The organism is Nonomuraea jiangxiensis, from assembly GCF_900099965.1.
Lineage (GTDB): Bacteria > Actinomycetota > Actinomycetes > Streptosporangiales > Streptosporangiaceae > Nonomuraea > Nonomuraea jiangxiensis.
Map to the genome: position 1 here is coordinate 1 of NZ_FNDJ01000024.1, position 26,020 is coordinate 26,020.

Sequence of the window (26,020 nt, forward strand, 5' to 3'; positions counted from 1 at the left end):
CCCGACCCGCAGCCGGACCCGCTGATCTCCGACGACGGCGTGCTGCCCGAGGGCCGTGACACGTGGCAGTTCGCCACGCTGTCGGACGTGCAGTTCACGGCCGACAACCCGGCGCTGACCCAGGTCGCCACAGCCGCCATCAAGCGGATCCGGCAGACCAGGCCGGACCTGCTCGTCCTCAACGGCGACATCACCGACCGCGGCCTGCCGCAGGACCTCGCGCTCGCCCGCCAGGTGCTCACCGACGCCGGATGCGACCTCATCCCGGTCGGCCAGGAACCGGCGGAGGACAGCACGCCCGACCCGAAGACCGGCAAACTCCCGTGCTACTACGTGCCGGGCAACCACGAGTCCTACGGGCTCAACAACACCCAGTCCGACCTGACGAACTTCACCAACGAGTTCGGCCGGCCGTACCGGACCTTCGACCACAAGGGCACACGGTTCATCCTGCTCGCCAGCTCCCTCGGATCGCTGCGCCAGACGGCGTGGGACCAGCTCCCCATGCTGCGGCAGGCGTTGGCCGACGCCCAGAAGGACAAGTCGGTGGACAACGTCATGGTCTTCGCCCACCACCCGGTGGACGACCCCGCCGAGACGAAGTCCAGCCAGCTCGGCGACCGTGACGAGGTCGCGCTCGTCGAGAGCCTGCTCACGGACTTCCGCGACGCCTCGGGCAAGGGCGCCGCGATGGCCGGATCCCACGCCCAGATCGCCGACGTCCACCGCGTCGAGGGCGTCCCGTACATGGTGCTGCCGTCCTCCGGCAAGGACCCCTACGGCACGCCGGACCGCGGCGGCTTCACCGGGTGGGTGGACTGGTCGGTCGACCCGCGGCGCAAGGCGGACCAGCAGTGGATCGAGGCCGAGGTACGCGCCTTCGCGCAGTCCATCACACTCGACGCCCCCGAGTCGCTGGAGGTGCACGAGACGGCGCAGCTCTCCGGCAGCATCGTGCAGCCGCAGGGCGTGTCCACGGGCACCCGCGTGGTGCCGCTGCGCTACCCGATGTCGGTCGACTGGAGCGGCTCATCCACCCTGGCGATCGGCAGCGGTAAGGACGCCACCGACACCGCCCGCCGCAAGGGCAAGGTCGCGATCCTCGACCCGCGGACCCGCACGCTCACCGCGCTGAACCGCGGCACGGTGACCGTGACGGTGACGAACGAGTCGATGCGCCCCTACACCGACGACAGCTCCCTCACGCCGATCACGACCTCGAAGACCATCCAGATCGTGGGCGATGGCAAGTGACCGTCACCGCCTGAGCCTGAGCAACTTGCCCTGCGAGTAGTTCCAGTCAGTCCCCAAGCGGGCCGTAGGTCACCGTGAAACGCCGGGGTGGACGCCAACTGCGCCCACTCCGGCAGTCGGCGTGGCCCTCGTCCAGCTGAGCGCGTGGTGCGCCCGCTGGTCGTGACGCCCCACCCGCTGACGGTGCGGGGTGCCGGATCAAGGCAGGGAGAGCGGGGTGTGGTTCACCGCGCGGCGGATCAGGAGGCCTCGCGTCGTCCCGTGTCGGCCAGCAGCTCACTGAGCAGTTCGTTCTGTCCGGCCAGCTTCTCGGTCAGCAGTTCGCGGGCCGCGCGCAGCAGTGCGGCCACCCGCCCGCCGGCCAGCGCGTAGACCACGGTCGAGCCTTCCCGTTGCGCACTGACCATGCCCGAGCGGCGCAGCACGGCCAGGTGCTGCGACAGGCCAGTGGGCTCGGCGTCGATCTCGGCCAGCAACTCCCGCACCGACATCGGCCCATCCTGCAGGAGCTCCAGCACCCGGATCCGCACCGGATGGCCCAGCAGCCGAAACAGCTCGGCCTTCGCCTGATACAAGGGCACCGACATCACATCACCCACCTTACGACGTGAACCGCCCCGTATCGGCCCCGCCGGACTCGTGAGGTTGCAGGAGCCATGCGGGTGCCTGTGCCGCAATGGAACATTCGTCACGGACGGTGCACGAGCAACTACGCGCTTCCGCCTCATCCTGATGGCTGCCGGGGGACCGTCCCGCACCTGGGTTATCGTATTGCGAAGATGCGCAATTGCTGGAGAGGCGAACACACCGATTGAAAGGTGGGTGGCATGGCTTTTGCTGCTGCGGTGCGGGAACGGGCCGGCCAGGCCTGGCGGGCGCTGCAGGCCGCCCGCGACAACGACGACGTGCACGCCACCTTGGTGGCTGAGCATGAGTGGGAGGACATCCGGCGGGTGGCTCGGGTGCACGGGGTGAGCCTGTCCGACGGCGGGTCGCTCGGGCAGGGAGCCGACGGGAGGACCGGCGCGTGATGTCGGTGCGAGAGTTGCCGGCCAGATCGACGCCGCGCGAACTGCTGACCGAGAAGCCGGCCGGACAGAACGAACCGCTCAGTGAGCTGTTGACCGATCAGGTTGGGGGGCCGGTGCCTGCCGGGTCCGCGGCCGGGGCGCGGGCGCGGTGAGCCTCGCCACCGGGCCGGCCGGCGGTGAGTGCTTTGCCGGGTGACGGTTCCGGTGTGGTGCGGGTCAAGCAGCGAAGGAGCTGGCGATGAGGTTGTGGCGGAAGATCGTGAAAACGGGCCGGGTGGCCGAGCCCGCGCCCCTGCGGGATCCGGACGCTCCACGGCCGGGCGTGGCGGCGGAGCTGGCCGGTTCGGTGCAGATCCGGCATGTGGACGCGGGGTCGTGCAACGGGTGTGAGGTGGAGATCGCTTCGGCGTTCGGGCCGGTGTATGACGCCGAGCGGTACGGGGCGCGGCTGGTGGCCTCGCCGCGGCATGCCGACGCGCTGCTGGTGACCGGGCCGGTGACACGGAACATGGAGATGGCGCTGCGGCGTACCCATGACGCGGTTGCCGAGCCGCGGCTGGTGATCGCGCTGGGCGACTGCGCGCGCAACTGCGGGGTGTTCGTCGGCGCCTATGGGGTGGCGGGGGCGGTGAGCGACGTGGTGCCGGTGGATGTGGAGGTGCCGGGGTGCCCGCCGGAGCCTGAGGTGATCGTGGCGGCGTTGCGGGGGTTGACCGGCCGATGAACCTGGTCGGCACGCTTTTCGTGGTGGCGCTGTCCGGCTGCGCGGTCGCCGCCGTGGCCGCCGTGCTGGCTCCGCCACGGGCGCGGTTGCGGCTGGCGGGCTGGTGCACGGCGGGCGCGGGCGCTGTGGGCGCGGCGGCGGGTGTGGCGGCGGTGATGGCCGACGGGATGACGTCCGGGGTGAGCGCCGGGGCGGGTCAGCGCTGGTCGGCCTGGCTGCCGGAGCTGCTGCCGCTGGCCGGGGTACGGCTGGCGATCGACCCCCTGGGCGGGGTGTTCATCGCGGTCACCGGGGTGGTGGCGGTATGCGCGGCGATCTACGGGATCGGCTACTGCTCCCACGGCCTGGACGGGCGTGCCTTCCAGTTGGTGCTGCCGCTGTTCGTGGCGGCCATGCTGGTGGTGCCCGCCGCGGCCAGTGTGAGCACGTTCCTGCTGGCCTGGGAGCTGATGGCGATCTCGTCGCTGCTGCTGGTGCTGGCCGAGCACCGGCGGCGGGCGGCGGTGGGCCGGGCCGGGCTGTGGTACGCGGTGATGACCCACTTCGGCCTGGTGACGATCCTGATCGGGCTGGTCGCGTTCGCGGCCGGGGCCGGTGGGGAGAGCTTCGAGCAGTTGCGCGCCGCCGCGCTGTCTCCGGCCGCCAAGACCGTCGTGTTCCTGGCGACGCTGGCCGGGTTCGCCTCCAAGGCGGGCATCGTGCCGCTGCACGTGTGGCTGCCGAGGGCGCACCCGGAGGCCCCCAGTCACGTCTCGGCCCTGATGAGCGCCGCGATGGTGAACATGGGCGCCTACGGCATCATCCGCATCGGACTGGACCTGCTGGGCGGTGGGCCGGCCTGGTGGTGGCTGCTGGTGCTGGGCCTGGGCGCGGCCTCAGCGCTGTTCGGGATCTTGCAGGCGGTGGTGGCCTCGGATCTGAAGCGGCTGCTGGGTTACTCCACGACGGAGAACCTGGGCCTGGTGCTGGTCGGGGTGGGCGCGGCGGGCTTCTTCGCCGCGTCCAGGCTACCGGTGCCGGCGGCGCTGGCGCTGGCCGCGGCGCTGCTGCACGTGGTCAACCACGCCGCGTTCAAGACGGTGCTCTTCCTGGCGGCGGGCTCGGTGTTGCATGCGACCGGCACCCGCGACCTGGACGCCCTCGGCGGGCTGCGCACGCGGCTGCCCTACACCACCGCGGCCTTCGCCGTCGGCGCGTTGTGCGCCTCGGCGCTGCCGCCCGGCAACGCCTTCGTCAGCGAGTGGCTGCTGCTGCAGAGCCTGATCCACGCGCTGCCCGGCTCCGGGGTGGCGGGCGCGGTGACGATGCCGCTGGCCGTCGCAGTGATCGCGCTGTCGGCGGGGCTGGCGGTCGCCACCTTCGTCAAGGCGTTCGGCGTGGGGTTTCTGGCCCGGCCGCGCAGCGCGCCGGCCGAGCGAGCCCGGGAGAGCCCGCCGGCCATGCTGGGCGCGATGGCGCTGGCGGTGGCGGGCTGCGCGGCTTTGGCGCTGGCCCCCACGCTGGTCGTCCCCGCACTCGGCCGGGCGGTCGGCGTGGTGTTCCCAGGGCGGGAGGTGGTGAGCGGGGAGCTGACGCTGCGGCTGACGGGGGTGGCGGGGATGATCTCGCCGCTGCTGATCGCCGTCACCCTGGTGGCCGCCGCCTCGATCGTCCTCGGCCTGGTACGGGTGAGCGCGACCCGGCGGGCACGGCGTGCCGCCCGGCTCTGGGATTGCGGCGCCGGGCCGATCTCGGCCCGGATGGAGTACACCGCGACGTCGTTCGCCGAGCCGCTGGAGCGGGTCTTCGACGACGTGCTGGCCCCCGAGAGCGATGTGGACGTCACCCCCATGAAGGAGTCGGCCTACCTGGTGGAACGCGTGCGCTTCCACGCGCGGGTGCCGGACCGGATCGAGCACCGGCTGTACGACCCGTTGATCGCCGCGGTGTCGGCCGTCGGCCGCGGCGCCCGCGCCCTGGCCACCGGCAGCGTGCACCGCTATCTCGGCTACGGGTTCTGGGCGTTGACCGCGGCGCTGATCGTCTTGGTGGTGACGTGGTGAGCGGCGTGGTCGGAGCGGTGCTCCAGGTGATCGTCATCGCGGTCGGCTCGCCGCTGCTGGTGGGGGTGATGCGGCAGGTCCGGGCTCGGCTGGAAGGACGTGCCGGGGCCGGGATCGCCCAGCCGTGGCGGGACCTGCGCAAGCTGATGCGCAAGGAGGCGATCGCTCCGCACGGCACCGGCTGGGTGTTCCGCGCGGCGCCGCCGCTGCTGGCCGGCACGGCGCTGGTCGTGGCCGCGGTGGTGCCGCTGGTGACCACGGCCTCGCCGCTGGACGGCGTGGCCGACTTGTTCGCGGTGACCGCGCTGCTGGCGCTGGGATCGGTGGCGCTGGCCCTGGCCGCCCTCGACACCGGGACGGCGTTCGGCGGGATGGGCGCCAGCCGGGAGATGACCGTACTGGCCCTGGTGGAGCCGACCATCTTGGTGTCGATCTTCGCTCTGTCGATCAGAGTCGGCTCCACCAGCCTGGGGTCGATCGTCACGGCGACGGTGGAAGATCCGCTGTCGGTGATCTCACCGGTGAGCGTGCTGGCCGCGGTCGCGCTGGCGATCGTGACGATCGCCGAGACCGGCCGGATCCCGGTGGACAATCCCTCCACGCATCTGGAGCTGACGATGATCCATGAGGCGATGGTGCTGGAGTACGCCGGCCCGGACCTGGCGCTCATCGAGTGGGCCTCGGCGATGCGGCTGTCGGTGCTGCTGGGTCTGCTGGCCAGCCTGTTCTTCCCGCTGGGGATCTCCGGCGCGAGCACGGGCGCACTCGCCCTGCTGGTGTCGGTGATCGCGCTGGTGGTGAAGGTGACGCTGATGGGAGCGCTGTTGGCGGCCGGTGAGGTGTTCATGGCCAAGCTCCGGTTGTTCCGCGTCCCGGAACTGCTGGCCGGGTCGTTCCTGTTGGCGCTGCTGGCCGTGGCCGCGTCCTTCTTCCTGGCCTGAACATGGGCGTGAACATGACTGATGCGATGTACGTCCAACTGCTGGACCTGGCCTGCGGCGCGTTCCTGCTCACCGGGGTCCTGGTGCTGTGGCGGCGCGAGCTGTCGGCGATCGTGTGGCTGTTCGCCCTGCAAGGGGTGGCCCTGACCGCGCTGATCGTCGTCCTGGGCAGCTGGCAGGCGGACCTCGAACTGATCCTCGTCGGTGCCGGGGTGGGGGCGTTGCGTGCCGGGTTGCTGCCGTATCTGATGCGCCGCGCGCTGGTGGCCGGCGGCGAGGGCCGCGAAACCCAGCCGTTGGTCAACGTGGCGACCTCGCTGGTGGTGGCGGCGGTGCTGGCGATGCTGGCCTACGCGCTGTCCCAGCCGCTGGTACGGCTGTCGCCCACACCGGCGACGCAGGCCGTGCCGGTCGCGCTGACCGTGCTGCTGATCGGGTTCTTCGTCCTGGTGACCCGCAGACGGGCGCTGTCGCAGCTGGTGGGGTTCCTGCTGATGGACAACGCCATCACGGCGACCGCGTTCCTGACCACCAGCGGTGTCCCGCTCGTCGTCGAGCTCGGGATCTCCCTGGACCTCCTGCTCGCCGTGCTGGTGCTGCAGGTGCTGACCACCCGGATGCGGGCCGCCTTCGGTGGCACCGATCTCGATGAGCTGCGGGAGTTGCACGACTGATGGACAGCTTGCTGGTGGTCGCTCCGGTCGCGGTGCCCGCGGCCGCCGCGGGCCTCTACGCCGTACTCGGCTGGAACCGGATCACCGCCTGGCTGGGCGTGCTGGCCGCGGCCGGGCTGCTGACCTGCGCCGTCGCGCTGGCCACCGCCGGCCGGCGGGAAGCGCTGGCGGGGCTGCTGCACAGCGACGCGCTGAGCGCCTTCATGCTGATCGTGATCGGCGCCGTCGCGCTGCTCGCCATGCTGGCCAGCCCCGCCTACTTGGCGGCCGAACTCGCCGCCGGGCACACCGGAGCGCGTGCGATGCGCCGCTACGGCGTACTGACCCAGTCCTTCATCGCCGCGATGGCGCTGGCCGTCCTGGCCTCCAGTCTGGGCCTGCTGTGGGTCGCCATCGAGGCGACCACCATCCTGACCGCCTTCCTGGTCGGGCACCGGCGCACCCGCCAGGCCACCGAAGCCGCGTGGAAATACGTGGTCATCTGCTCGGTCGGCATCGCGCTCGCGCTCCTGGGCATCGTCATGGTCCACTACGCCGGCACTCACGCCGGTGTGGCCTCACTGAACTGGGCGGCGCTGGCCGAGCACGCCGGCCGACTCGACGCCGGCGTGATGCGCATCGCGGTCATGCTGCTCGTGCTCGGGTTCGGCACCAAGGCCGGGCTGGCGCCGATGCACGCCTGGCTACCCGACGCGCACAGCCAGGCCCCGGCCCCGGTGTCGGCGCTGATGTCAGGGGTGCTGCTGTCGGTGGCGTTCTACGCCATCTTGCGCGTCAAAGTCATCGCCGACGTGGCGCTCGGCACCGCCTTCACCCGCACGCTGCTCATCATCGTGGCGCTGGCCTCCCTGGCCGTGGCCGCGCTGCTGCTGCTCGCGCAGCGCGACTACAAGCGGCTGCTGGCCTACTCCAGCATCGAGCACATGGGGCTGCTCGCCCTCGGTGCGGCGATCGGCAACACCCTCGCCCTGGTCGCCGTCCTGCTGCACATCCTCGGGCACGGGCTCGGCAAGTCGGTGCTGTTCCTGTCGGCAGGACAACTGCACCAGGCGCTCGGCAGCAGCCGCATCCGCGCGGCCAGCGGCCTCATGGCCAGAGCGCCCCTGCTGGCGGGGGCGTTCGCGCTGGGGCTGCTGGCCCTGCTCGGGCTCCCGCCGTTCAGCCTGTTCGCCAGCGAGGTGGGTATCGCGCGGGCAGGTTTCGCCGCCGGGCTGGGCTGGGCGATCACGGCGGCCCTGGTGCTGATGCTCATCATCGTCGCCGCCATCGGACGCCACAGCCGGCGGATGCTCCTGGGCGGCGAGCCGGGCGAGGCCATCGCGCTGCCGCGCAGTGTGGCCGTCCCGCTGGTCGCGGGTCTGGCCGCCTGCGCCGTCCTCGGCATCACCCTCGGGCCGCTGCACTCCTTGCTACAAGCCGCCGCCACCATCGCCGGAGCAACACCATGAGCATCCGCACCATCGCCGACATCAGCCCCGCCGAGCTGCCGGAACACGCTGCCCGGCTGCTGGCCGACGGCCACCGGCTGGCGCTGATCTCCGCACGCCAGGACACCGGCGGATTCGCCCTGGCCTACCTGTTCGTCGCCGGCCGCCCGGATCGCCGTACCGAGCTGCGCCTGCGCGTGCCCTCCGAGCAGCCGGCCGTGCCCAGCCTGGCCGGCCTGTCCTTTCCCGCAGGCCGGTTCGAGCGGGAGATCCGCGACCTGTACGGCATCACCCCGCTCGACCACCCGCTCCCCCGGCGACTGGTACGCCACCACCACTGGCCACGCGGCTGGTACCCGATGCGCACCGACGCCGGGCCACCCCCCTCCTTCGGCGATCCCGAAGGGCCCTACCCGTTCGTCACCGTCGAGGGCCAGGGCGTCTACGAAATCCCCGTCGGACCCGTCCACGCCGGCCTCATCGAACCGGGGCACTTCCGCTTCTCGGTGGTCGGCGAGACCATCATCAAGCTCAAGGCCCGGCTCTGGTTCGTGCACAAGGGCATCGAAAAGCTCTTCGAGGGCCGCCACCCCGCCGACGGGCTGGAACTGGCCGAGCGCGTCAGCGGCGACACCGGGGTCGGCCACGCACTCGCCTACTGCCTGGCCGTGGAAGAGGCCACCCAGGTCCCGGTCAGCGCGCAGGCGCAGCGTGCCCGTGCCGTGCTGCTGGAGCTGGAACGCCTCTACAACCACGTCACCGACCTGGGCGCACTCTGCAACGACGTGGCCTTCTCCATCCTGCACGCCCACACCGGGCGCATCCGCGAACAACTCCTGCGCCTCAACGCCGAAGTCACCGGACACCGGCTGCTGCGCGGCGGCGTCCGCCTCGGCGGCGCCCACCTCAAAGCCCTGCCCGATCCCGATCGCCTGCACGCCATCGGCGCCGACGTGGCCGAGATCGCCGAACTCGCCCTGCGCCACAGCGTGGTCGCCGACCGCTTCACGGGCACGGCCGTCCTGTCGGGGGAGGCCGCCCGCGACCTCGGCACCCTCGGCTACGTGGCCCGCGCCAGTGGCCTGGACCTCGACGCCCGTCGCGACCACCCCTTCACCGACCTCGGCGACTTCACCCCGGCTCGCCGCACCAGCGGGGACGTGCTGGCCCGCTTCCAGATCCGGGCCGAGGAGATCGCCGCCTCCATCGCCCTGATCACGCAGCTGATCGACGAGCCCACGGCCGCGGCGGATCCCCCTCCGCCCGAGGGATCTTCCTCAGGCGTGGGACTCGTCGAGGGCTGGCGCGGCACCATCGCCCACCGCATCGAGCTCGCCCCCGACGGCACTCTCATCCGCGTGAAAGTCGTCGACCCGTCCTTCTTCAACTGGCCCGCGCTTCCGGTGGCGCTCAACAGCGCGATCGTCCCCGACTTCCCCCTGGTCAACAAAAGCTTCAACCTCTCCTACGCCGGCAACGACCTGTGAAGGTGAAGCGTGCAGGCGTCGCCGGCGGATGGGGGTTCTTGCCGGTTTGCTGTCAGGCAGACCGATCGGATAGGAAGCTTGGGTGCTAAGAGGTAGCAAGGTCGGGCTCAGGGCCCGGCACGAGGAGGACATCCCGATCCTGCGGGCCGAGCTCTACGACGACGTGGTCAACGGCTCGCGGGCTGAGAGCCGGCCGTGGCGGCCGATCACGCCCGGCTCGAAGGACCCGCGGCTCGTGGTGGACGACACCGAGCAGGGGCGCGTCCCGTTCTCCGTGGTGGAGCTGGACGGCGGCACGCTGGTCGGCACCGCGAACCTGTGGGGTATCGACAGCCACCACCGGTCCGCGCACATCGGGCTGGGGCTGCTGCCGTCCTGCCGCGGCAAGGGGTACGGCACCGACGTGGTCGCGGTGCTGTGCCACTACGGTTTCGTCGTGCGCGGCCTGCAACGGCTGCAGATCGAGACGCTGTCGGACAACGCCGCGATGTTGCGCGCCGCCGAGCGCAACGGGTTCGTCCGCGAGGGCGTGCTGCGCTCGTCGGCCTGGGTGATGGGCGAGTTCCTGGACGAGGTGCTGCTCGGGCTCCTCGTCCACGAGTGGAAGCCGGACTCGAAGGGCTAGGCCGCCGCCCGACGACCGAGGGCGGGCCCGCAACACGAAGGCCCCAACTTTACGGTTGGGGCCTTCGTTTGTCGCTATGGGAGGCGTCTAGCAGAGCGGGTCCACGACGCATCCGAAATAGCCGTCTACCCTGTTGGTTTTCAGGGTCTTATTGACGCCCGATGATGTCGTATAGAAGGCCTTGGCGTAGATCTCATCTCGTGCCCCGACATCCTCGTTGAGATGGTCGCCGAGAATCTCACTCGATCCACCCCAGACCTTGATGAGGAAGTCATCCGGGTTGGGCCACCCGTCCTCACCGTACAGGTCGAAGGCGGTGACGACGCCCTCGGTGCAGCCGACCGTCACCCTTGCGGTGAAACCGCCGCCTAACTCCGTGATGGACAGAACACAGCTGGCCGCCGCGCTTGCGGGTGCGGGCGAGAACATCGCCAACCCGAGAATCGATACGGCTACTGCGGAAACGAGGCGGGTGTGCCATTTCCTTGAACGAGTCATCGCTCTCCCCTGTTGAGATTCGGTGGTGCGACTACAGAGAGAAGGGCGTTCCATCGCGTTCCATGGCCCGTGCCACTTGAGCGGCGGCGCGGGGAGCCAAGGTTGCGATTTGGGACAGGTTCGGCCGGTGGGCTGTCAGGCGTGAACTTTCCGCGCTGAGGAGGTCTCCAACAGGGAGCGACCACCACGTCGAAACGGGGAGACATGAGCCTGACCACACACCTGCGGACCGCTGCGGTGCTCACCCTGGCAGCGGTCGGCTGCACTGTGCCGGCCTCGGCCGCGGGGGCGTCCGCGGCCGAGCGGCCGCCCGCATTGCCGAGTTGGGGGGTGGGTCCCGCCACCTTCGCCTATCTGTGCGCCAACGCCAAGGACCGCGACCTGATCCCTTCGGGACCATGCGATTCCTGGCGGCTGGTAACCGCTGACGGGAGCATCTTCTCCGTTCCCGAGGCGTTGGCCTGGGAGAAGTACAAGGATCCCGATCTGGTTGGCGAGCCGGGCGCTCTCGCGATCAGCCCGGACGGCACGCGCGTCGCCTACCACCAGGCCGATGATGACCACGTCGTGGTCCGGGATCTGTCCTCCGGAGAGACCTGGACGATTCCCTACAAGGTGCCGCGCGGCTCTGTGGGCTCGCCGTTCACGATGAGGTTCGTACGTGACGGAAGCGGGCTGGCGATCACCTCGACCGACTCCTCCGACGTGCCCACCGTCACATTCGCCCAGGTGGAAGCCGAGACGGCACGGCGCATGCCCAAGGGCTGGACGCTGCTGGACGCCGACCCGGCGTCGGGGCGCCTCACGCTGCTCAAGTCGCCCGAGCTTGAGGATCGCGGGACGTTCCGTACCACCGACGGCGACCGTGTCACCACTGTCAAGATCCCGGCGAAGGCCGGCAAGCACCTCATCTGGGGCGCTTTCGCTGCTCGCGACGGGCGCGCCGCCAACCTCGTGCCCAAGGACCCGCCCGCCTGCGGCCCGGACATGACCCCCGTGTGGTTGGCCGTCTTCTCCACGCGGACAGGCAAGATGACCACGGTCAAGCCAAAGCTGCCCGCCGACGTCTACCGGGCCGACGTGATCGACTGGCTCGGTCGCGAGGAGGTCGTCGCGGCGGCGGGCCGGGAGCGCCCGGGCAAGGCACCCGACGCGGTCGTCGGCTCCTACGTCTACGCCGTGAACGTCTCCACCGGCGCCTCCCGCCTGCTCACCAAGTTGTCGACCACTGAGCAGGTCTACGAGGACCGCTTGGTCGTGGGCGGCTACGCGGCGGCGCAGGGTCCGGTGGCGGGTGGGAAGGCGGCCAAGCCAGGTGATCGCGGCTGCGGGTGAGGCGGTGTCACAGGTCGGTGGCGATGATGTGGTCGATGTTGCGTTCGGCCAGGGCCGTGATGGTGACGAAGGGGTTGACGGTCGTGTTGCCGGGGATGAGGGCGCCGTCGATGACGTACAGGCCGGGGTAGCCGGGCAGGCGGCCGTAGTTGTCGGTCGCTCGGTTCAGGACCACGCCGCCCAGCGGGTGGTACGTCAGGTGGTCGCCCCAGATCTTGTACACGCCGAAGAGGTCGGTCCGGTAGATCGTGCCCTCCTTGGCGTTGATCTTGTCGAAGATGGTCTTGGCCATGGTGATGGAGGGCTGCTTCCAGGCGGTCTGCCAGTTCAGGTCCACCTTGCCGGTGGCGGCATTCCAGGTGAAGCGGGCGCGGTTCGGGTTCCTGGTGATGGACAGGTAGAACGAGGCCCAGGTCTCGATGCCGGTGGGCAGCGGCGCGACCTCGGCGAACGCGCCGCCCGCGGACCAGTTGTCGATGCCGCAGCAGGGCACGGTCGACTGGAGTGAGCCCGTCGGATCCCACAGGTGGTTGGCGCGGCCGCACATGACGTTGCCGTTGTCGCCCCAGCCTTGGCCGACCTCGTCGTTCAGCGCGGGCAGCACGCCGGTGGCCTTCAGCCTGACCAGCAGCTTGCTGGTGCCGACGCTGCCGGCGGCGAAGAACACCCGGTCCGCGGTCACGGTCTTGGTGGCGGTGACCGCGCCGTCGGTGGCGAGCTGCTCGATGACGACCGCGTAGCCGCCGCTGCCCGCCGGGGCGACCGAGGTGACCCGGTGCAGCGCGGAGACGGCGACTCGGCCGGTGGCGCGGGCCTGGGCGAGATAGGTCTTCGGCAGGGACTTCTTTCCGTGGTTGTTGCCGTAGAGGAGCTCGCCGGCCAGCGCCGACCTGGGCACGGTGCCGGCGGCCTCCGCCTCCATGTAGTCCCAGTCGTACACGTCGGGCACGAACACGAACGGGAAGTTCGAGCGCTGGGCGTGTTTGCGTCCGACGCGGCCGTACTGGTAGCAGGCGGTGGTCTCGAACCAGGCGGGGTCGATGAGGCCGCTGCCGAGGGTGGCGTTGGCGCGCGGGTAGTAGGTGGCGTACATCTCGTCGGGATTGACCGACGGCAGGACGGTGGCGAAGTTCTCGCGCTTGGGGGTGACCGCGATGCCGCCGTTGACGAGGGAGCCGCCGCCGACGCCACGGCCCTGGTAGACCGTGATGCCGGCGAAGTCCTCGGCGTCCAGGATGCCGGTGTACCGGGGGATGTCGCGGTCGATGGGGAAGCCGAGGAAGTTGCTGAGGGGCTGCTTGGTCCTGGTACGCAGCCAGGTCGAGCGGTGGTCGGGCTGCGTCGTGGTGCAGAAGATCTTGCCGTCGGGGCCCGGGGTGTCCCAGGCCATGCCCATCTCCACCATGTGCACGTCCACGCCCGCCTGGGCCAGGCGCAGGGCGGCGACGGCGCCGCCGTACCCAGTGCCGACCACCAGGGCGGGCACGTGTGTGCCGTCGGGGATGGGGGCGGCCGGCGAGCCGGCGAGGGCCGGGCGCGCGGCCGTGCCCACGAGGGCCAGGCCGGCCGCGCCGGCGAGGAAACCACGACGGGACAGGCCGCCCGCCGTATCGGAGGTGCTGTCACGCATGCGAGACTCCTGACTTGCGACGAGCCGCTAAATTGCTATTCGCGCACAGGTGACCGGCCGCTGGGCAGCCGGCACACGGTGTCAAGGCCCAGTACGTGGTTGAGACGGCCGAACGCCAGCCAGGAGCCGAGGCTCATGGTCAGCTCCACGATCTCCAACTGGCTGTAGTGAGCGGTCATCCGGGCCCAGAACTCCTCGTCCAGGCCGTGGGGGTCGAGGGCGTAACGCTCGGCGTACTCGGCGGCCAGCCGCGTGCGCTCGTCGAAGGCGCCGGTGGTACGCCACTCGGCCACCGCGTCGGCGAAGTCCTCCTCGACCCGCTCGCCGCCGCGTTCGGTACGCCAGTCGAGGCAGAAGGCGCACCCGTTGATCTGCGCGATCCGCAGCCGGGCCGCCTCGAACTCGCGCAGGCCCAGGGTGGAATGGGCGTACACGGCCAGGGAGAACTTCGAGGCGGCGATGCCGATGCCGGGGACCATCTCGCCCCACACGTACTCGATCGCGTCCTTGCCCTCGGGGATGTCGATGTTCACGGGCGTCTCCTCCCGAGCTTGCCGATCGCGGGGCGCAGCGGGACGTCGAGGGCGTCGTACAGGCCGGGTTCGGCGGCCACCAGCCAGTCGATGGCACTCACCAGACGGCCCGCGGCGGTGGCGTTGCCGCCGGCCGAGCCGTTGCCGTCCTCGTCGGTGGCCTCGACGGTGACCTCGATTCGCGGGCGGCCCTCGATGATCACCCGATGGGCGCCCTGGCCGTTGGGCGGGGTCGGCCAGTCGGGGGCGCAGGAGGAGTGGATGCGGGTGATGTGCTCGACCACGATGCGGGGCTCTCCCCCGACGACGCCCTGCACCTCGAACCGCACCGCGCCCTGGGTGCCCGCCTGGAACTCGCCCATGCAGGCAGTGCTCACGGTGGCGTCGAGGGGGCGCCGCTCCAGGGCCTCGGTGATCTCGTCGAGTTCGGCGCCGAGGGCGTGGGCGATCAGGCGTACCTGGCCGCCCCAGACCATGCTGGGGACGGTCGGCGCGAGCATCGGCGGCTCGTAGCCCATCGGCTGGCCCATGCCGACCAGGTAGCGGACCGAGTCGGGCTGGTCGTAGGTGGAGTAGTCGAAGATCTCCTGGCACCGGATGGTGTCCACGGTGCTGCCGAGGCCGCTGATCAGCAGCGGCAGGACGTCGTTGCCCCAGCCGGGATCGATGCCGGAGACGAACAGGGAGCCGCCGCCCTCGGCGATGGCGGCCAGCACCGGCCGGCGTATCTCGGGTGGGGCGTTGCGCTGGTCGTAGAGGGCGTACAGGGAGGGGGTGACGACCACGGCTCCGGTCCGGACGGCCCGGACGACGTCGGCGAGCGCCTCGTCGGGGCGGAGGTCGCCGGGGGCCGCGTATACGACGGCGCGGGGTTTGGCGGCCAGTGCCGCGTCGACGTCGCCGGTCGCGGCGACGCCGAGCTCGTGGGCGAGCCCGGCGAGCTCGCCCGCGTCCCGGCCGGCCTTGGCGGGGTCGTGGACCAGCACGTTCGTGAGCGTCAGCGCCGGGTGGGCGGCCACGGCGCGGATGGCCGCGCGGCCGACGTTGCCGGTACCCCAGACGAGGGTGGACACCATGACCGGAGCGTAGCAAGCGCTTGGTTGATTGCCTAGACCGCGACTCCCCTGGTCCACCCATGCCGGTGGACCAGGGGAGGGATGGTTGTCAGGCGCAGGTGTATCCGCTCGGCAGCGAGGTGTTGCCGTTGGGACGGCTGACCTGGAAGCCGAAGGCGGTACTGGCGCCCGGGCCGAGGTTGCCGTTGTGGGCCGCGTTCCTGGCCGTCACGGTCTGCCCGCTCACGGTCAGCTGGGTGTTCCAGGAGCCGGTGACGGTGTGCCCGGCCGGCAGGGTGAAGGTCACCGTCCAGCCGCTGATCGCCGAGGTGCCCGCCGTCACCCGGACCGGGTCGATGACGTACCCGCTCGGCCACTGAGTCTGCGTGGTCGGGGTCACGGTGCAGGAGCCGCCGGTGCCGCCGCCGGTGGTGGTGAAGGTCGCCGGCTGGGAGTTGCCGGACAGGTTGCCCGCGCCGTCACGCGCCCGCACGTACACCTGATACTGGGTGCCGGCCGTCAAACCGGTCAGCGTGATCGAGTTGGTGGCCGACTGACCGAGCAGCGGGTCGGTCGCACCCTGCTCGCGGTACACGTCGTAACCGGCCAAGCCGCTGCCGCCCGTGTCCGTGGACGCGGTCCACGTCAACGTCGCGCCGGACGCGGTCACGTTGGAGGCGGCCGGGGTGCCCGGCGTGCTCGGGGGCGTGGTGTCGGTGCCGCCGCCCGTCTGGGTGGTGAAGGTGACCAACTGGGAGTTGCCGGACAGGTTGCCCGCGCCGTCACGCGCCCGCACGTACACCTGATACTGGGTGCCGGCCGTCAAACCGGTCAGCGTGATCGAGTTGGTGGCCGACTGACCCAGTTGCGGGTCGGTGGTGCCCTGCTCGCGGTAGACGTTGTAACCGGCCAGGCCCGAGCCGCCGGTGTCGGTGGACGCGGCCCAGGTCAGGGTCGCACCGGAGGACGTCACGTTGGACGCGGCCGGGGTGCCCGGCGTGCTCGGCGGGGTGGTGTCGGGGTTCGGGTTCACGCTGTTGAGGGCGTTGAGGACCGAGGTGTAGGCAGGCTTCTTGTTGCCGCTGCCGTCGAACAGGAGTGGAGTGTCGCCGGAGCGCCAGGAGTCGCTGTCGCGGACGCCCCACACCGTGATGCCGGTACAGCGGGGCACGGCCAGGCAGTCGTTGGTCACGTTGGCGTAGGTGGTGGCCGAGGCGCCCTGGATGTCCAGCTCGGTGATCTGCACGTCGACCCCGAGGGCGGCGAAGCTCGACAGGGTGGTACGGAAGTTGCTGTTGTACGGACTGCCGCTGTTGAAGTGGGCCTGCAGCCCGACGCAGTCGATCGGCACGCCGCGTGACTTGAAGTCGCGGACCATGTTGTAGACGCCCTGGGTCTTGGCCCATGTCCAGTTCTCGATGTTGTAGTCGTTGTAGCACAGCTTGGCGGCCGGATCGGCGGCGCGGGCGGTGCGGAAGGCCACCTCGATCCAGTCGTTGCCGGTGCGCTGCAGGTTGGAGTCGCGCCGGCCGCCGGAGTTGCCGTCGGCGAACGCCTCGTTGACCACGTCCCAGGCGTAGATGTTGCCCCGGTAGTGGGCCATCACGCCGTTGATGTGGTCGATCATCGCCTGGCGCAGCGTGCTGCCGGACAGGGACTGCATCCAGCCGGGCTGCTGGGAGTGCCAGGCCAGGGTGTGCCCGCGTACCCGCTTGCCGTTCTGCACGGCCCAGTTGTAGATGCGGTCGGCGTTGGTGAAGGTGAACTGCCCCCGGTTCGGCTCGGTGGCGTCGATCTTCATCTCGTTCTCGGGCGTGACCATGTTGAACTCGCGGTTGGCGATCGTCGTGTACGCCGACTCGTTGAGCTTGCCCGCGGCGATGGCGGCGCCGAAGTACCGGTTGCTCTGCATGGCCGCCGCGCCGAGCGTGGTCTCCGCGGCATCGGCGGGAACCGACAACGCCAGCGGGGCGATCGTACCGGCTAAGGCGAGAACGCCGACGGCCACGGCTCGGCGGAAGCCGCCGAAGGATCGTCGGGTTCTGGGCGGGGGTAGGGCGTTTGTGCGCATGCCTGAGCCTCCATTACTGACTCACGAGAACGACCGCGGAGACACACCCCGCCGGCGACGCCGCACCCCTCATGGGACGCAGACCACCAGGGTGTCGGAGGCGGCGAACCCCGCCGTGTCCACCGACCCGGCAGGCAGGCCACCTCGATGACTCAGTGTGGAAACGTCTCCGAAATATGTCAAGAACGGTCAGAAAAGTTTCGGCTTGCTTCGACCTGCTTACCTGCTTCACATGCTCTCTTGCAGTATGAACACTTCCTGAAACTTTCGGATGATCCTTGCCGAGGGCGACGGACGGTGAAAGCTGGAAGCGCAACGAGCCGGTCCTGGCGTCGCGCTGCGGGAGCCCTGAGGTCCGCCGGCTCCGCAGGGGCCGGATCGAAGCGCTCAACGTATGCCTCGGGGGGCCGTCGTTTCATATCGGCACGAAATGAATCGGCCCTTGATCTGGACACAATCCAAGCGGGTGGTCGCTCCGGCGGCATCCTGGCGGCATGCTGAAGATGATTCTCTTGCTTGTCATGGCCGCTACGGCCCTGCCCGCGCCGGCAGCGGCGGAGAAGGTGGTGCGCAAGGACTGGAAGGTTCGTGGTCAGGCCGGTCTCCTTGGCGTACGCGAGGTCCGGCCCGAGGGTCCAGCGCGAGGCCGTCCGGTGTTGCTGTTGCACGGGGCGCGGGTGCCCGGCATACCGTCGTTCGACCTGCCGGTGCAGGGCGGATCGCTGGCGGCGGACCTGGCACGTGACGGGCATCGGGTGTTCATCGTGGACGCACGCGGTTACGGCACGTCCGACCGGCCTGCCGCGTTCGACCAGCCCGCCTTGGACAACCCACCGGCGGTCACCGGGGAAGAGGTGGTGGACGACATCGCGTCGGTCGTCGACTGGCTGCGGTCGACGACCCGCCACCAGCAGGTCGACCTCGTCGGCTGGGCGACCGGCGGGCACTGGGCCGCCTGGTACGCGAGCGAGCACCCGGCCCGCGTCGAGAACCTGGTGGTGTACAACAGCCTGTACGGCGAACTGGACGGCCATCCGACGCTCGGGCGCGGCTCGGATTACGAGGATCCGGATCGGCCAGGCCATTTCGACGACGCGCGATACGGCGCCTACCGGCTGTCGACCGGCCCGAGCCTGGTGACGAGCTGGGACTCGAGCATTCCGGTCGGCGACAAGTCGAAATGGCGTGATCCGCGAGTGGCCGACGCCTATGTCAAACACGCGCTGGCGAGCGATCCGACGTCCGGCGATCGCGAGCCGCCCAGCTTCCGGGCGCCGACCGGGGCTCTGAAGGACAGCTTCTACCTGGCTACCGGGCGGCAGCTGTGGGACGCCTCCAAGGTCACCGCCCGCACCCTGGTCATGCGGAGCGAGTACGACTTCTGGTCGCGCGAGGACGACGTGCCCACGCTCGTCGCGGACCTCGACAAGGCCAGGGACGTACGGTCGGTGCGGCTGGACAAGGCGACGCACTTCGTACACCTCGACCGGGCAGAACGCGGCCGGGACCGGCTGGTCGGTGAGCTCGTACGCTGGCTCAAGTAGGGACCGGAGAATCACACGGCTCCTCCGCGGCCCCTTGGGCTCAACACGTCCTCAACACATGCTCAACACCGCGCTGCCTATCTTCCTCCCAGCAGATCAACGACATGATCCGCACAAGAGGGAGACGAAATGAGCCAGAAGGAAGATCAGCCGACGCGCCTCATGAAGGCGCTCAAAACGGCCGGCATCGTCATCAGCGCCGGCGTGATCGTCGGCAGTGGGTTCACCGCGCTTCCGGCCCAGGCGGCCGTCAATTCCACGTTGATCGACACGTACCTGGCCGCGGTTCCGAACGGGACAAAGCTCAGCGCCAACGAAGCCTCCTGGGAGGGCGGCACGGTGCGCCTGGTGATGTCGGCCACCGAGGCGTCCTGCCCGGATGGCTGGTACTGCGTGTACCAGTACAAGAACTGGCGCGGTGCGATGGCGAAGTGGCGGACATCCCCCGCGAGGTGCAAGAAGTTCAACTTCAACAGCTACTGGCGGGACAAGATCTCATCGTTCTGGGCGCGCGGTGACTGCCGGGACTACTTCCTGAAGGACAAGAAGGCGTTCCAGCCTGACCCCTTCCAAAGCTTCGCGGGCAAGCACGCGTACGTCCTCTACGACAACCGCTACGACTACGCGGCGCGCGGCTTGTGAGCTGCGAGCTTGGGGCTGTGCCTGGGGTTACTTCCTCGGCCCTGGCTTTCGGGCATCGGTAGCGGCCATGGTGGAGACGTGAAGCCTGTCTCGATCATGGTGACCGCTTTCGGCGTGGTGCTGGTGGCGGCGATCGTCTGGATGTCAGGGCCGGGAGCCCGCTGGGTGCTGGAGAACCTCGACGGCGTGCCGGTGGGCGGGGCGACGGGGTTGTCCGGCAGGGACTTGGCGGCGGCCCTGGACGCGGTCCGGGGGCGGGTGCTGGCCGTGGCCACCGGGTTGGCCGCGTTGCCGGCGCTGTTCTACGCCGGGCGCATCGCCCGGCGGATGTTCCGGCTCCGCGAGCAGGGCCACGTGACCGGCCGATATGACAAGGCGGTCGAGCAGTTTGGCAACCCTGAGGCCCCGGTGCGGATCGCCGGGCTGTACGCACTGGAACAACTCGCGCAAGACACTCCCGCCCTGCGTCAGACCATCGTGGACGTGATCTGCGCCTACCTCCGCATGCCCTACACCCCGCCCACCGAGCAGAGCCGGAACCGGAAGCGTCGCGCCGGCCGCGACGCGTACGAGGAGCGCCAGGTCCGCCTCACCGCCCAGCGCATCCTCGCCACCCACCTACGCCACGACCCCGAGCCCCGGCACCCGGGGCGGTCGTCCCGAGCCGCCCCCGGTCGGCGTTACTGGCCCGGCCTCCGGTTCGACCTCAGCGGCGCCACCCTCGTCGACTTCGACGTACGCGACTGCCACATCGGTTACACGGACTTCATCGGGGCCACCTTCAACGGTGACACCCGGTTCAGCGGAGCCACCTTCGCCGGTATCGCCGATTTCGCCGGGGCGACCTTTACCGGTAACGCCGACTTCTACAACGCGGTCTTCACCGGCGAGGCACGATTCAGCGGGGTCACCTTCAACGGTGACGTCTGGTTCGCCTGGTCCACCTTCGCCAGTGACGCCGACTTCCGTAACGCGACCTTCACCGGTATCGCCGCGTTCAGCGATGTGACCTTCAGCACCGGTGCCGGGTTCTCCGAGGCGACCTTCGCGGGCGGAGCGCGCTTCTCCCGTGCGGTCTTCAACGGCGACGCCTTGTTCCACATGGCGTCCTTCGCCGTCACGGCGACGTTCTTCCAGAGCACCTTCGCGGGCAACGCCCTCTTCTCGCATGCGGCCTTCACCGGCAACGTCAGGTTCAACAAGGCCACGGGGCTGGAATACGCGAAGCTGGCCCAGGTACGGGTGCTGTCGGGGCCGAAGCACAAGGTGCACTGGCCCATGGCCTGGCGGGAAGTGCCGGACGGTCGCGGAGGACGGACCGTACGGCTGGCGACCGGAGTGAGCGCCGACTCCACCACGACCGAGGACGAGGCGGCGGCCCAGGACCAAGGGGTTTGAGGACGGACGAACTCTTGGCGGGATTCCCTTTTCCTGAATATGGAAAGACCGGCACAAAGCACAATTTGTTCCGGTTTGGCTTGTCATAAGTGCGTTGGGCGGAACCGCCCCCTACGACGCCAAGCAGGGAGGCCAGGCCCGTGCAGGTCGCGGGCGATCACCGTCCGCCCGGCGAACTCATAAATGATCAACAGCGCCCCTTCGATGTCTCTCAAATGCGGTCACCAGGGCGTCTACCAATTGACCACGTTCGCCGGTCCCAACCTCAACTCCTCTGCACTATCGTGTCTGCACCGGCAGCCGTGGTGATTCGTATCGGTGGATGATGGCATGGGGACAATACATGAGCGGAATGGCATTACCGATGAGCTCGTGCCCGAACTCGTCGGCCTCAAATTCGACGGCACACGCGCCACGTTCCGCTACTTCCGCCGCGCGCCCTACATCGAGATCACCGGTGAGCGGGGCGCTGGGAAGACCGCGGTCCTGGAGAGCCTGAAGGCCGGTTACAGCCGGCGTCTGCCCGTGGGTAACGCCGACCTGGGTAGACCCGACTTCGGCAATCCGGGGCTTGGCGCCTACGCGCTGGATCCCGTTCCGAACGCGTCCCCTGTCACGGACCTGCTCTATTTCATCAACCACGAACTGGGCGTACATGTGAGGCGCTTCGGCGCCCCGGTGGAATTCCCCCGGCTGATGTACGGGCTGCTGGCCGTCACCGCCTGGGAGACCACCTCCCCGAGGGAGCTCGCGGCGGCCAGGTCCCGGCTGCAGGAGGCCCTCAGCACGTCCAGGAAAGGGCCGGACTCCGTGGCGAAACTGCTGGCGAAGGTGGCCGGCGCCGTCGCCGGCAATGCGGGCGTGCCGGCTCCGCTGGACGCCGTGGTCAAGACACTCGTCGAGGCCGTCGGAGAGGCGTTGTTCACGCGCGACGTACGCCGGGACGTCCTCGACTGGTGGGAGCGGCGGGCGGTCAGGACCGGTGGCGACGGGCTGGACCAGTTGTGCTCACTGGCGATGAGCTTCCGCGCCCGTGGAGAGAACCGTGAGAAGGCCGAAGGACACCTGACGGCGGCGCTACTCGACGACGCGGCCGCCTACTACGGGTGGTGGCGCGAGCAGAACCGTGCGCCCCGGCTGCTGATGCTGCTCGACAACGCCCACACCGCGTTGGGCACATCCTTCGTCGACCTGCTGCTGCGTGCCCAGAGCGAGGCCGCGGAGGAGGACCGGCCGGGGCGGATCGTCGTGCTCGCCGCCTCGCTCAGGCACACCGGCGACCATCCTGAGATCGGCGCCGCCCTGCCTGCGCTGACCTGGAAGGAGCCGGCGGCCGAGCCTCAGGACTGGCTCGTCCGGTTCCGTCTCGCCCCCTTGACGTTCGGGAACATCCAGTCCATGTTGCGGGGGTTCCAGTACGACCACCGCCCGGCCCGGCTGATCGAGCGGTTGAGCGGCGGGAACGCCAGGATCGCCGACGCGCTCGCCCGTGCCGCGGCGCACGCCTCGGGCTCGCCGGACGGGCTCAAGCCGGAGGAGCTGCTCGACGTCCGCGACGGCCGCTCCGACACCACGGGCAGGCGCCTGCTGGAAGAACTGCTGCCGGACGGCCGTGCCAGGAAGCGCCTGATCTTCTACGCGCCGGCCCTGGACGAGGAGGCCGCCGAGCACCTCAGCGGCCGCTTCCCGCCCGAGGACGCCGACGGACGGCGCTTCCAGGACACCAAGCGCTATTTGCCGGACAACTTCTGGTCGCAACCGTTCTGGCCAGAACTGAAGGGCCCTTTCGTCCGTCACCGGGCGCTGCGCACCCTGCTCGTCCACGAGCTGCGCACCCGCACCGACGGGGAGACCTGGACCGCCCTGCACGAGGAGCTGCGTTCCTTCCACGCCCCCGAGGGATTCGACACGTCGGCGAGCAAGGTCGAGTACCTGCACCACACGCTCGCCCTTGGCGATCACGCGACCGTCAGCCGGGCCCTGCACCAGCTGCTCGACCACCTGGACGCCGGCTCCTGGCTGGCGGCCCTGAACATCGTCTGCGCCGCCCCACAGCCGCCCGCGGGACTGATGATGGACAGACCCGCCTCCGGCGAGCCGTGCCCCGGCTGCCTGAGCACCGGGGAGGGCATCCATAACGCCATCGACGTGCTCGTACGGGACCTGTGGTGGCAGTCGGCCCCGCTGTCGTTGCCGGACGACAAGCGCATCGACCGCATCGAACTCCAGCTCCTCCTCCTGGCCGAATGCCGGAGGGGCCGGGCGCAGTCCGTCTTCGACCACGCGCGCAGGACCTGGCCGGAGCGGCTGCGCGGCTGGCACCAGGCCCCCGATCTGACCATTCCGGCGGGCGAGGAATCATGACGCCGCATCGGAGTTCGTGGCCACGTCACCTGTGGGAGCGGCTGCGCCATTGGTGGCAGACCCTCGGCCGATTGGTGCGGTGGGGGGTCGCCGTCGGGGGCGCGCTGCTGGTGTTGGCGGCGGTCGGAATACCGTCCGGCCTGATCGTGCGGAACATGCTCTACTGCGATCCCTACGACATCCGCCGCGTCTCGGTGAACGTGGGTGAGCAGGAGAGGGAGGAATGCGTCGGGGTCAGCGGCACGTACGCGTTCGAACCGCGCTTCGCCGAGATCGTGAAGGCGATGGCCGCGGAGAACGCGTTCGCCACGAAGGGCGGGCCTGGCAGCTACTACACCATCGCCTTCCTCGGCCCGCTCACCCAGCCGGAGCCACGGGTGGTGCACCAACTTGAGGGCGCCGTGGCGGCCCAGCACCGGGCCAACCACGGCCCGGTCGTCGGCCAGATTCCACCGATCAAGCTGGTGCTGGCCAACACCGACAGCATGGAGAGCAACTGGCGGCGGACGACCGAGGACCTGCTGGCCCGGGTGGACTCCGAAGACCGGTTGGTCGCGGTGGCCGGGCTCGGGCGCAGCACCGCATCCACCCTGGAGTCGCTCAAGCTCCTGGCCACCAAGAACCTGGCCATGGTCGGCGACGCCGTCACCTCCGACGCCATCGACCGGACCAGGGTGCCCGGCTTCGTCCGGGTGAACCCACGGGTGAGCGAGCAGGTCAGCCTGCTGGCCAAGTACGTCGGCAGCGGCGGCGGTAAGGGCTGGCGCACCGCGGCCCTCATCCACTCCGCCAAGCCCGGCGACCTGTACGCCGACTCGCTGGCGGCCGAGTTCAAGCGGCACATGAAGACACAGTGGGACGCGGGCGGCAACGTCGATTATCCGTTCGGTGACCCGCCGGGCAACCAGTGGCGGATCATCATGAGCAACCTGTGCGCCCGGCCGCCGGACGTGATCTTCTATGCCGGGCGGGGCAGCGACCTGCACACCTTCGTCAACTCGCTGCGTGAGAGCGGCAAGTGCCTGGGACCGGTCAACATCGTGACCGGCTCCGACGTGGTGCGGCTGAGGACCGAGCAGTTCCCTGAAGACACCTTCGAGTCGATCTCGCTGACGTATGTGCCTCTCGCCGAGCCGTCGCTGTTCAAGTGCGAGGGGAACGGGCCGTACCAACGGCTGCTGGAGGCGTACCAGGAACTGAAGTTCGACGAGGAGAATCTCGGCACCGGGTGGGGGATCATGGCGCACGACGCGGTGCTCGCCGCCGCGCAGGCGGTGCGGGACGTGGCCGGCGACTCGAGCAAGGACGAGGTCACTCCTGGCGCGGTGAGCGGGATGCTCCCCCTGTACGCGCTGCCCAACACGGCGGTGTCGGGGGCGAGCGGGTCCATCATGTTCGACTCCAGGACCGGCAACCGGCTGGGGTTGGCGCTGCCTGTCCTGCGGTTCCGCCAGGGCGCCGCCCCCGAGGTGCTGAGCGACCCGCGTCGGGCTCAGGAGCATCCATGCCACAAGCGTGACTGATCTTCGTAAGAGCCCACCGCGCCGCTGGTGAAGGCCCCTGTGAGCCCTCTCAGGGCATCTCAGCGTCGCCACAGGATCTCCGCCATAAATTGCGAACATGACGGACGCAGCGCAAGTCACCGAACCGCGTCGGCGGTCGTCCTGGACCGGGTACGCGGCCTTGGGCTGGGCGGCGGTGTACGGAGGGTTCGGCCTGGTCTCGGCGCTGAATGGGACCGCGGTGTTCTACCGCGCCGCGGAGCCGTTACCCCTTGGCCTGAACTGGACGATCGTGGCCCTGGCCGTCCTGGCGGCCATGGTGGCCCTGGCCACCGTACGGCCCTGGGGCCGCCGGATTCCCCGGCAGGTCGTCACCGTCGTCCTGGTCGGACTGTGCGTGCTGAGTGGCGCGGCCGCGTTCGGCCTGCTGATGGATTTGGTCTCGTTCGGCTTCAACCAGACCGTCGACAGCTGGACGTCCACCGCCAACCGGGCGCTGGCGGCCGTCGGCGTGGTGCTGCTCATCGTCACGGCTCGGTCCTACCGTTCCTCCGCGGACGCCGCCTGTCAGCGGTGCGGCGCGGTCCACACCTCCCCCACCGTACGGAGCAGGCCGGAGCCCACACCCGCTCCCCGGAGCGTCCGCGTGCTGGCCTATGTGGGCGCATGCGCGTTCCTGCCGTACGCGGCCATGAAGATGACGTGGGCGCTGGGCGGGACCTTCGCCGGTGTCAGCGGGGAGCAGATGCTGGCGATATCCGTGCGCAACGGCGCCTCCGGAGTGTGGCTCACCCTGGCCCGCTGGGGCATCGACGGCACGGTGCTGCTGGCCGCGCTCGGCGTGTTCCTCATCCTCGGTCTGGTACGGCCGTGGGGGCAGGTGTTCCCTCGGTGGACGCTCGCCCTGCGCGGCAGGCGGGTGCCTCGTTGGCTGCCGCTCGCCCCCGCGCTGATCGGCGCCGCCTCGCTCGCACCCTACGGCGCGGTCGGAGTGGTGTACGCCGCACTCGGCACGGCAGGTGTGGTGACCGTCTCCCGGGGAGACTTCCTCACCTCGGCCGACGCCCTGCTGGTGACCTGGTTCGGGCTCGGCACCTTCGCCGTGTACGGCATCGCACTGGGCGCGGCCGCCTGGTCCTACCTGCGCCGCACCCAGCCGATCTGCTCGGTGGCCTGAACGCCATGAGGGCTTTTCGCGGCATTTTTGTTGTCCGTTATGCCGTCCCCGGTCTCCTTTAGTGGA

22 protein-coding genes are annotated in these 26,020 nt (G+C 69.9%); 16 read left to right on the forward strand and 6 right to left on the reverse strand.

The window, feature by feature from the left end:
* Positions 1–1,254 (forward strand): metallophosphoesterase family protein (locus tag BLS95_RS39375; RefSeq protein WP_143044049.1); only part of this gene is annotated, 1,254 nt, incomplete at its 5' end.
* 239 nt (positions 1,255–1,493) lie between these two features.
* Here the strand turns inward: BLS95_RS39375 and BLS95_RS39380 are convergent.
* Complete coding sequence (locus tag BLS95_RS39380) at positions 1,494–1,841, reverse strand: ArsR/SmtB family transcription factor (protein WP_090943952.1); 348 nt, start codon at positions 1,839–1,841, stop codon at positions 1,494–1,496.
* A gap of 240 nt (positions 1,842–2,081) precedes the next feature.
* Between BLS95_RS39380 and BLS95_RS39385 the strand changes: the two genes are divergently transcribed.
* The 8 genes from BLS95_RS39385 (at position 2,082) to BLS95_RS39420 (ending at position 10,205) form a co-directional block, all read left to right on the forward strand.
* A complete protein-coding gene (locus tag BLS95_RS39385; protein WP_143044050.1) occupies positions 2,082–2,285 on the forward strand; it encodes a hypothetical protein in 204 nt (67 codons plus the stop codon).
* Positions 2,286–2,523: 238 nt separating this feature from the next.
* A complete protein-coding gene (locus BLS95_RS39390) occupies positions 2,524–3,009 on the forward strand; it encodes an NADH-quinone oxidoreductase subunit B family protein (protein ID WP_090943958.1) in 486 nt (161 codons plus the stop codon).
* Positions 3,006–5,051, forward strand: coding sequence for a proton-conducting transporter transmembrane domain-containing protein (locus BLS95_RS39395; protein ID WP_090943961.1), 2,046 nt, complete (start codon positions 3,006–3,008; stop codon positions 5,049–5,051). The genes BLS95_RS39390 and BLS95_RS39395 overlap by 4 nt, the downstream gene beginning before the upstream one ends.
* Positions 5,048–5,992: a respiratory chain complex I subunit 1 family protein gene (locus tag BLS95_RS39400; protein WP_176993622.1), complete on the forward strand. Its 945-nt coding sequence runs from the start codon at positions 5,048–5,050 to the stop codon at positions 5,990–5,992. The genes BLS95_RS39395 and BLS95_RS39400 overlap by 4 nt, the downstream gene beginning before the upstream one ends.
* 14 nt (positions 5,993–6,006) lie before the next feature.
* Positions 6,007–6,666 (forward strand): hypothetical protein, encoded by a 660-nt coding sequence (locus BLS95_RS39405; RefSeq protein ID WP_090944322.1) that lies wholly within the window; start codon positions 6,007–6,009, stop codon positions 6,664–6,666.
* Positions 6,666–8,114 carry a proton-conducting transporter transmembrane domain-containing protein gene (locus tag BLS95_RS39410; protein ID WP_090943964.1) on the forward strand — a complete coding sequence of 483 codons (1,449 nt, stop codon included), beginning with the start codon at positions 6,666–6,668 and terminating at the stop codon, positions 8,112–8,114. The genes BLS95_RS39405 and BLS95_RS39410 overlap by 1 nt, the downstream gene beginning before the upstream one ends.
* Positions 8,111–9,580 carry a hydrogenase large subunit gene (locus BLS95_RS39415; RefSeq protein ID WP_090943967.1) on the forward strand — a complete coding sequence of 490 codons (1,470 nt, stop codon included), beginning with the start codon at positions 8,111–8,113 and terminating at the stop codon, positions 9,578–9,580. The genes BLS95_RS39410 and BLS95_RS39415 overlap by 4 nt, the downstream gene beginning before the upstream one ends.
* An 82-nt stretch (positions 9,581–9,662) precedes the next feature.
* Positions 9,663–10,205 (forward strand): GNAT family N-acetyltransferase, encoded by a 543-nt coding sequence (locus tag BLS95_RS39420; RefSeq protein WP_090943970.1) that lies wholly within the window; start codon positions 9,663–9,665, stop codon positions 10,203–10,205.
* A gap of 87 nt (positions 10,206–10,292) precedes the next feature.
* Here BLS95_RS39420 and BLS95_RS54755 read toward each other — a convergent pair whose 3' ends face one another.
* Positions 10,293–10,703 carry a hypothetical protein gene (locus tag BLS95_RS54755; protein ID WP_143044051.1) on the reverse strand — a complete coding sequence of 137 codons (411 nt, stop codon included), beginning with the start codon at positions 10,701–10,703 and terminating at the stop codon, positions 10,293–10,295.
* 204 nt (positions 10,704–10,907) lie between these two features.
* Between BLS95_RS54755 and BLS95_RS39430 the strand changes: the two genes are divergently transcribed.
* Complete coding sequence (locus BLS95_RS39430) at positions 10,908–12,038, forward strand: hypothetical protein (RefSeq protein ID WP_090943976.1); 1,131 nt, start codon at positions 10,908–10,910, stop codon at positions 12,036–12,038.
* Between the two features lie 7 nt (positions 12,039–12,045).
* On the opposite strand, the gene BLS95_RS39435 is transcribed toward BLS95_RS39430, so the two are convergent.
* From BLS95_RS39435 to BLS95_RS58435, 4 genes are all read right to left on the reverse strand, one after another.
* On the reverse strand, positions 12,046–13,668 hold the full coding sequence (locus tag BLS95_RS39435) for a GMC oxidoreductase (RefSeq protein ID WP_090943979.1): 1,623 nt from the start codon (positions 13,666–13,668) through the stop codon (positions 12,046–12,048).
* A gap of 35 nt (positions 13,669–13,703) precedes the next feature.
* Positions 13,704–14,201 carry a carboxymuconolactone decarboxylase family protein gene (locus BLS95_RS39440; protein WP_090943985.1) on the reverse strand — a complete coding sequence of 166 codons (498 nt, stop codon included), beginning with the start codon at positions 14,199–14,201 and terminating at the stop codon, positions 13,704–13,706.
* The gene (locus BLS95_RS39445; RefSeq protein WP_090943988.1) at positions 14,198–15,277 is read right to left on the reverse strand and encodes an NAD(P)H-dependent amine dehydrogenase family protein; all 1,080 of its coding nucleotides are present in this window, start codon (positions 15,275–15,277) and stop codon (positions 14,198–14,200) included. The genes BLS95_RS39440 and BLS95_RS39445 overlap by 4 nt, the downstream gene beginning before the upstream one ends.
* Positions 15,278–15,365: 88 nt before the next feature.
* Positions 15,366–17,327: an endo-1,4-beta-xylanase gene (locus tag BLS95_RS58435; protein ID WP_090943991.1), complete on the reverse strand. Its 1,962-nt coding sequence runs from the start codon at positions 17,325–17,327 to the stop codon at positions 15,366–15,368.
* Between the two features lie 494 nt (positions 17,328–17,821).
* Between BLS95_RS58435 and BLS95_RS39455 the strand changes: the two genes are divergently transcribed.
* From BLS95_RS39455 to BLS95_RS57205, 6 genes are all read left to right on the forward strand, one after another.
* Entirely contained in the window at positions 17,822–18,871 is a 1,050-nt protein-coding gene (locus tag BLS95_RS39455) for an alpha/beta fold hydrolase (protein ID WP_090943994.1), read from the forward strand.
* A 129-nt stretch (positions 18,872–19,000) separates the two neighbouring features.
* Positions 19,001–19,513, forward strand: a complete 513-nt coding sequence (locus BLS95_RS39460; RefSeq protein WP_090943997.1) for a peptidase inhibitor family I36 protein — start codon at positions 19,001–19,003, stop codon at positions 19,511–19,513.
* Between the two features lie 78 nt (positions 19,514–19,591).
* Positions 19,592–20,911, forward strand: a complete 1,320-nt coding sequence (locus BLS95_RS39465; RefSeq protein ID WP_090943999.1) for a pentapeptide repeat-containing protein — start codon at positions 19,592–19,594, stop codon at positions 20,909–20,911.
* 372 nt (positions 20,912–21,283) lie between these two features.
* Positions 21,284–23,275, forward strand: a complete 1,992-nt coding sequence (locus tag BLS95_RS54760) for a hypothetical protein (RefSeq protein ID WP_143044052.1) — start codon at positions 21,284–21,286, stop codon at positions 23,273–23,275.
* Entirely contained in the window at positions 23,272–24,798 is a 1,527-nt protein-coding gene (locus tag BLS95_RS39470) for a type 1 periplasmic-binding domain-containing protein (RefSeq protein ID WP_176993623.1), read from the forward strand. Before BLS95_RS54760 ends, BLS95_RS39470 begins: the two co-directional genes overlap by 4 nt.
* Positions 24,799–24,895: 97 nt before the next feature.
* Positions 24,896–25,954, forward strand: coding sequence for a hypothetical protein (locus tag BLS95_RS57205; protein ID WP_143044053.1), 1,059 nt, complete (start codon positions 24,896–24,898; stop codon positions 25,952–25,954).
* Positions 25,955–26,020: the final 66 nt, after the last annotated feature.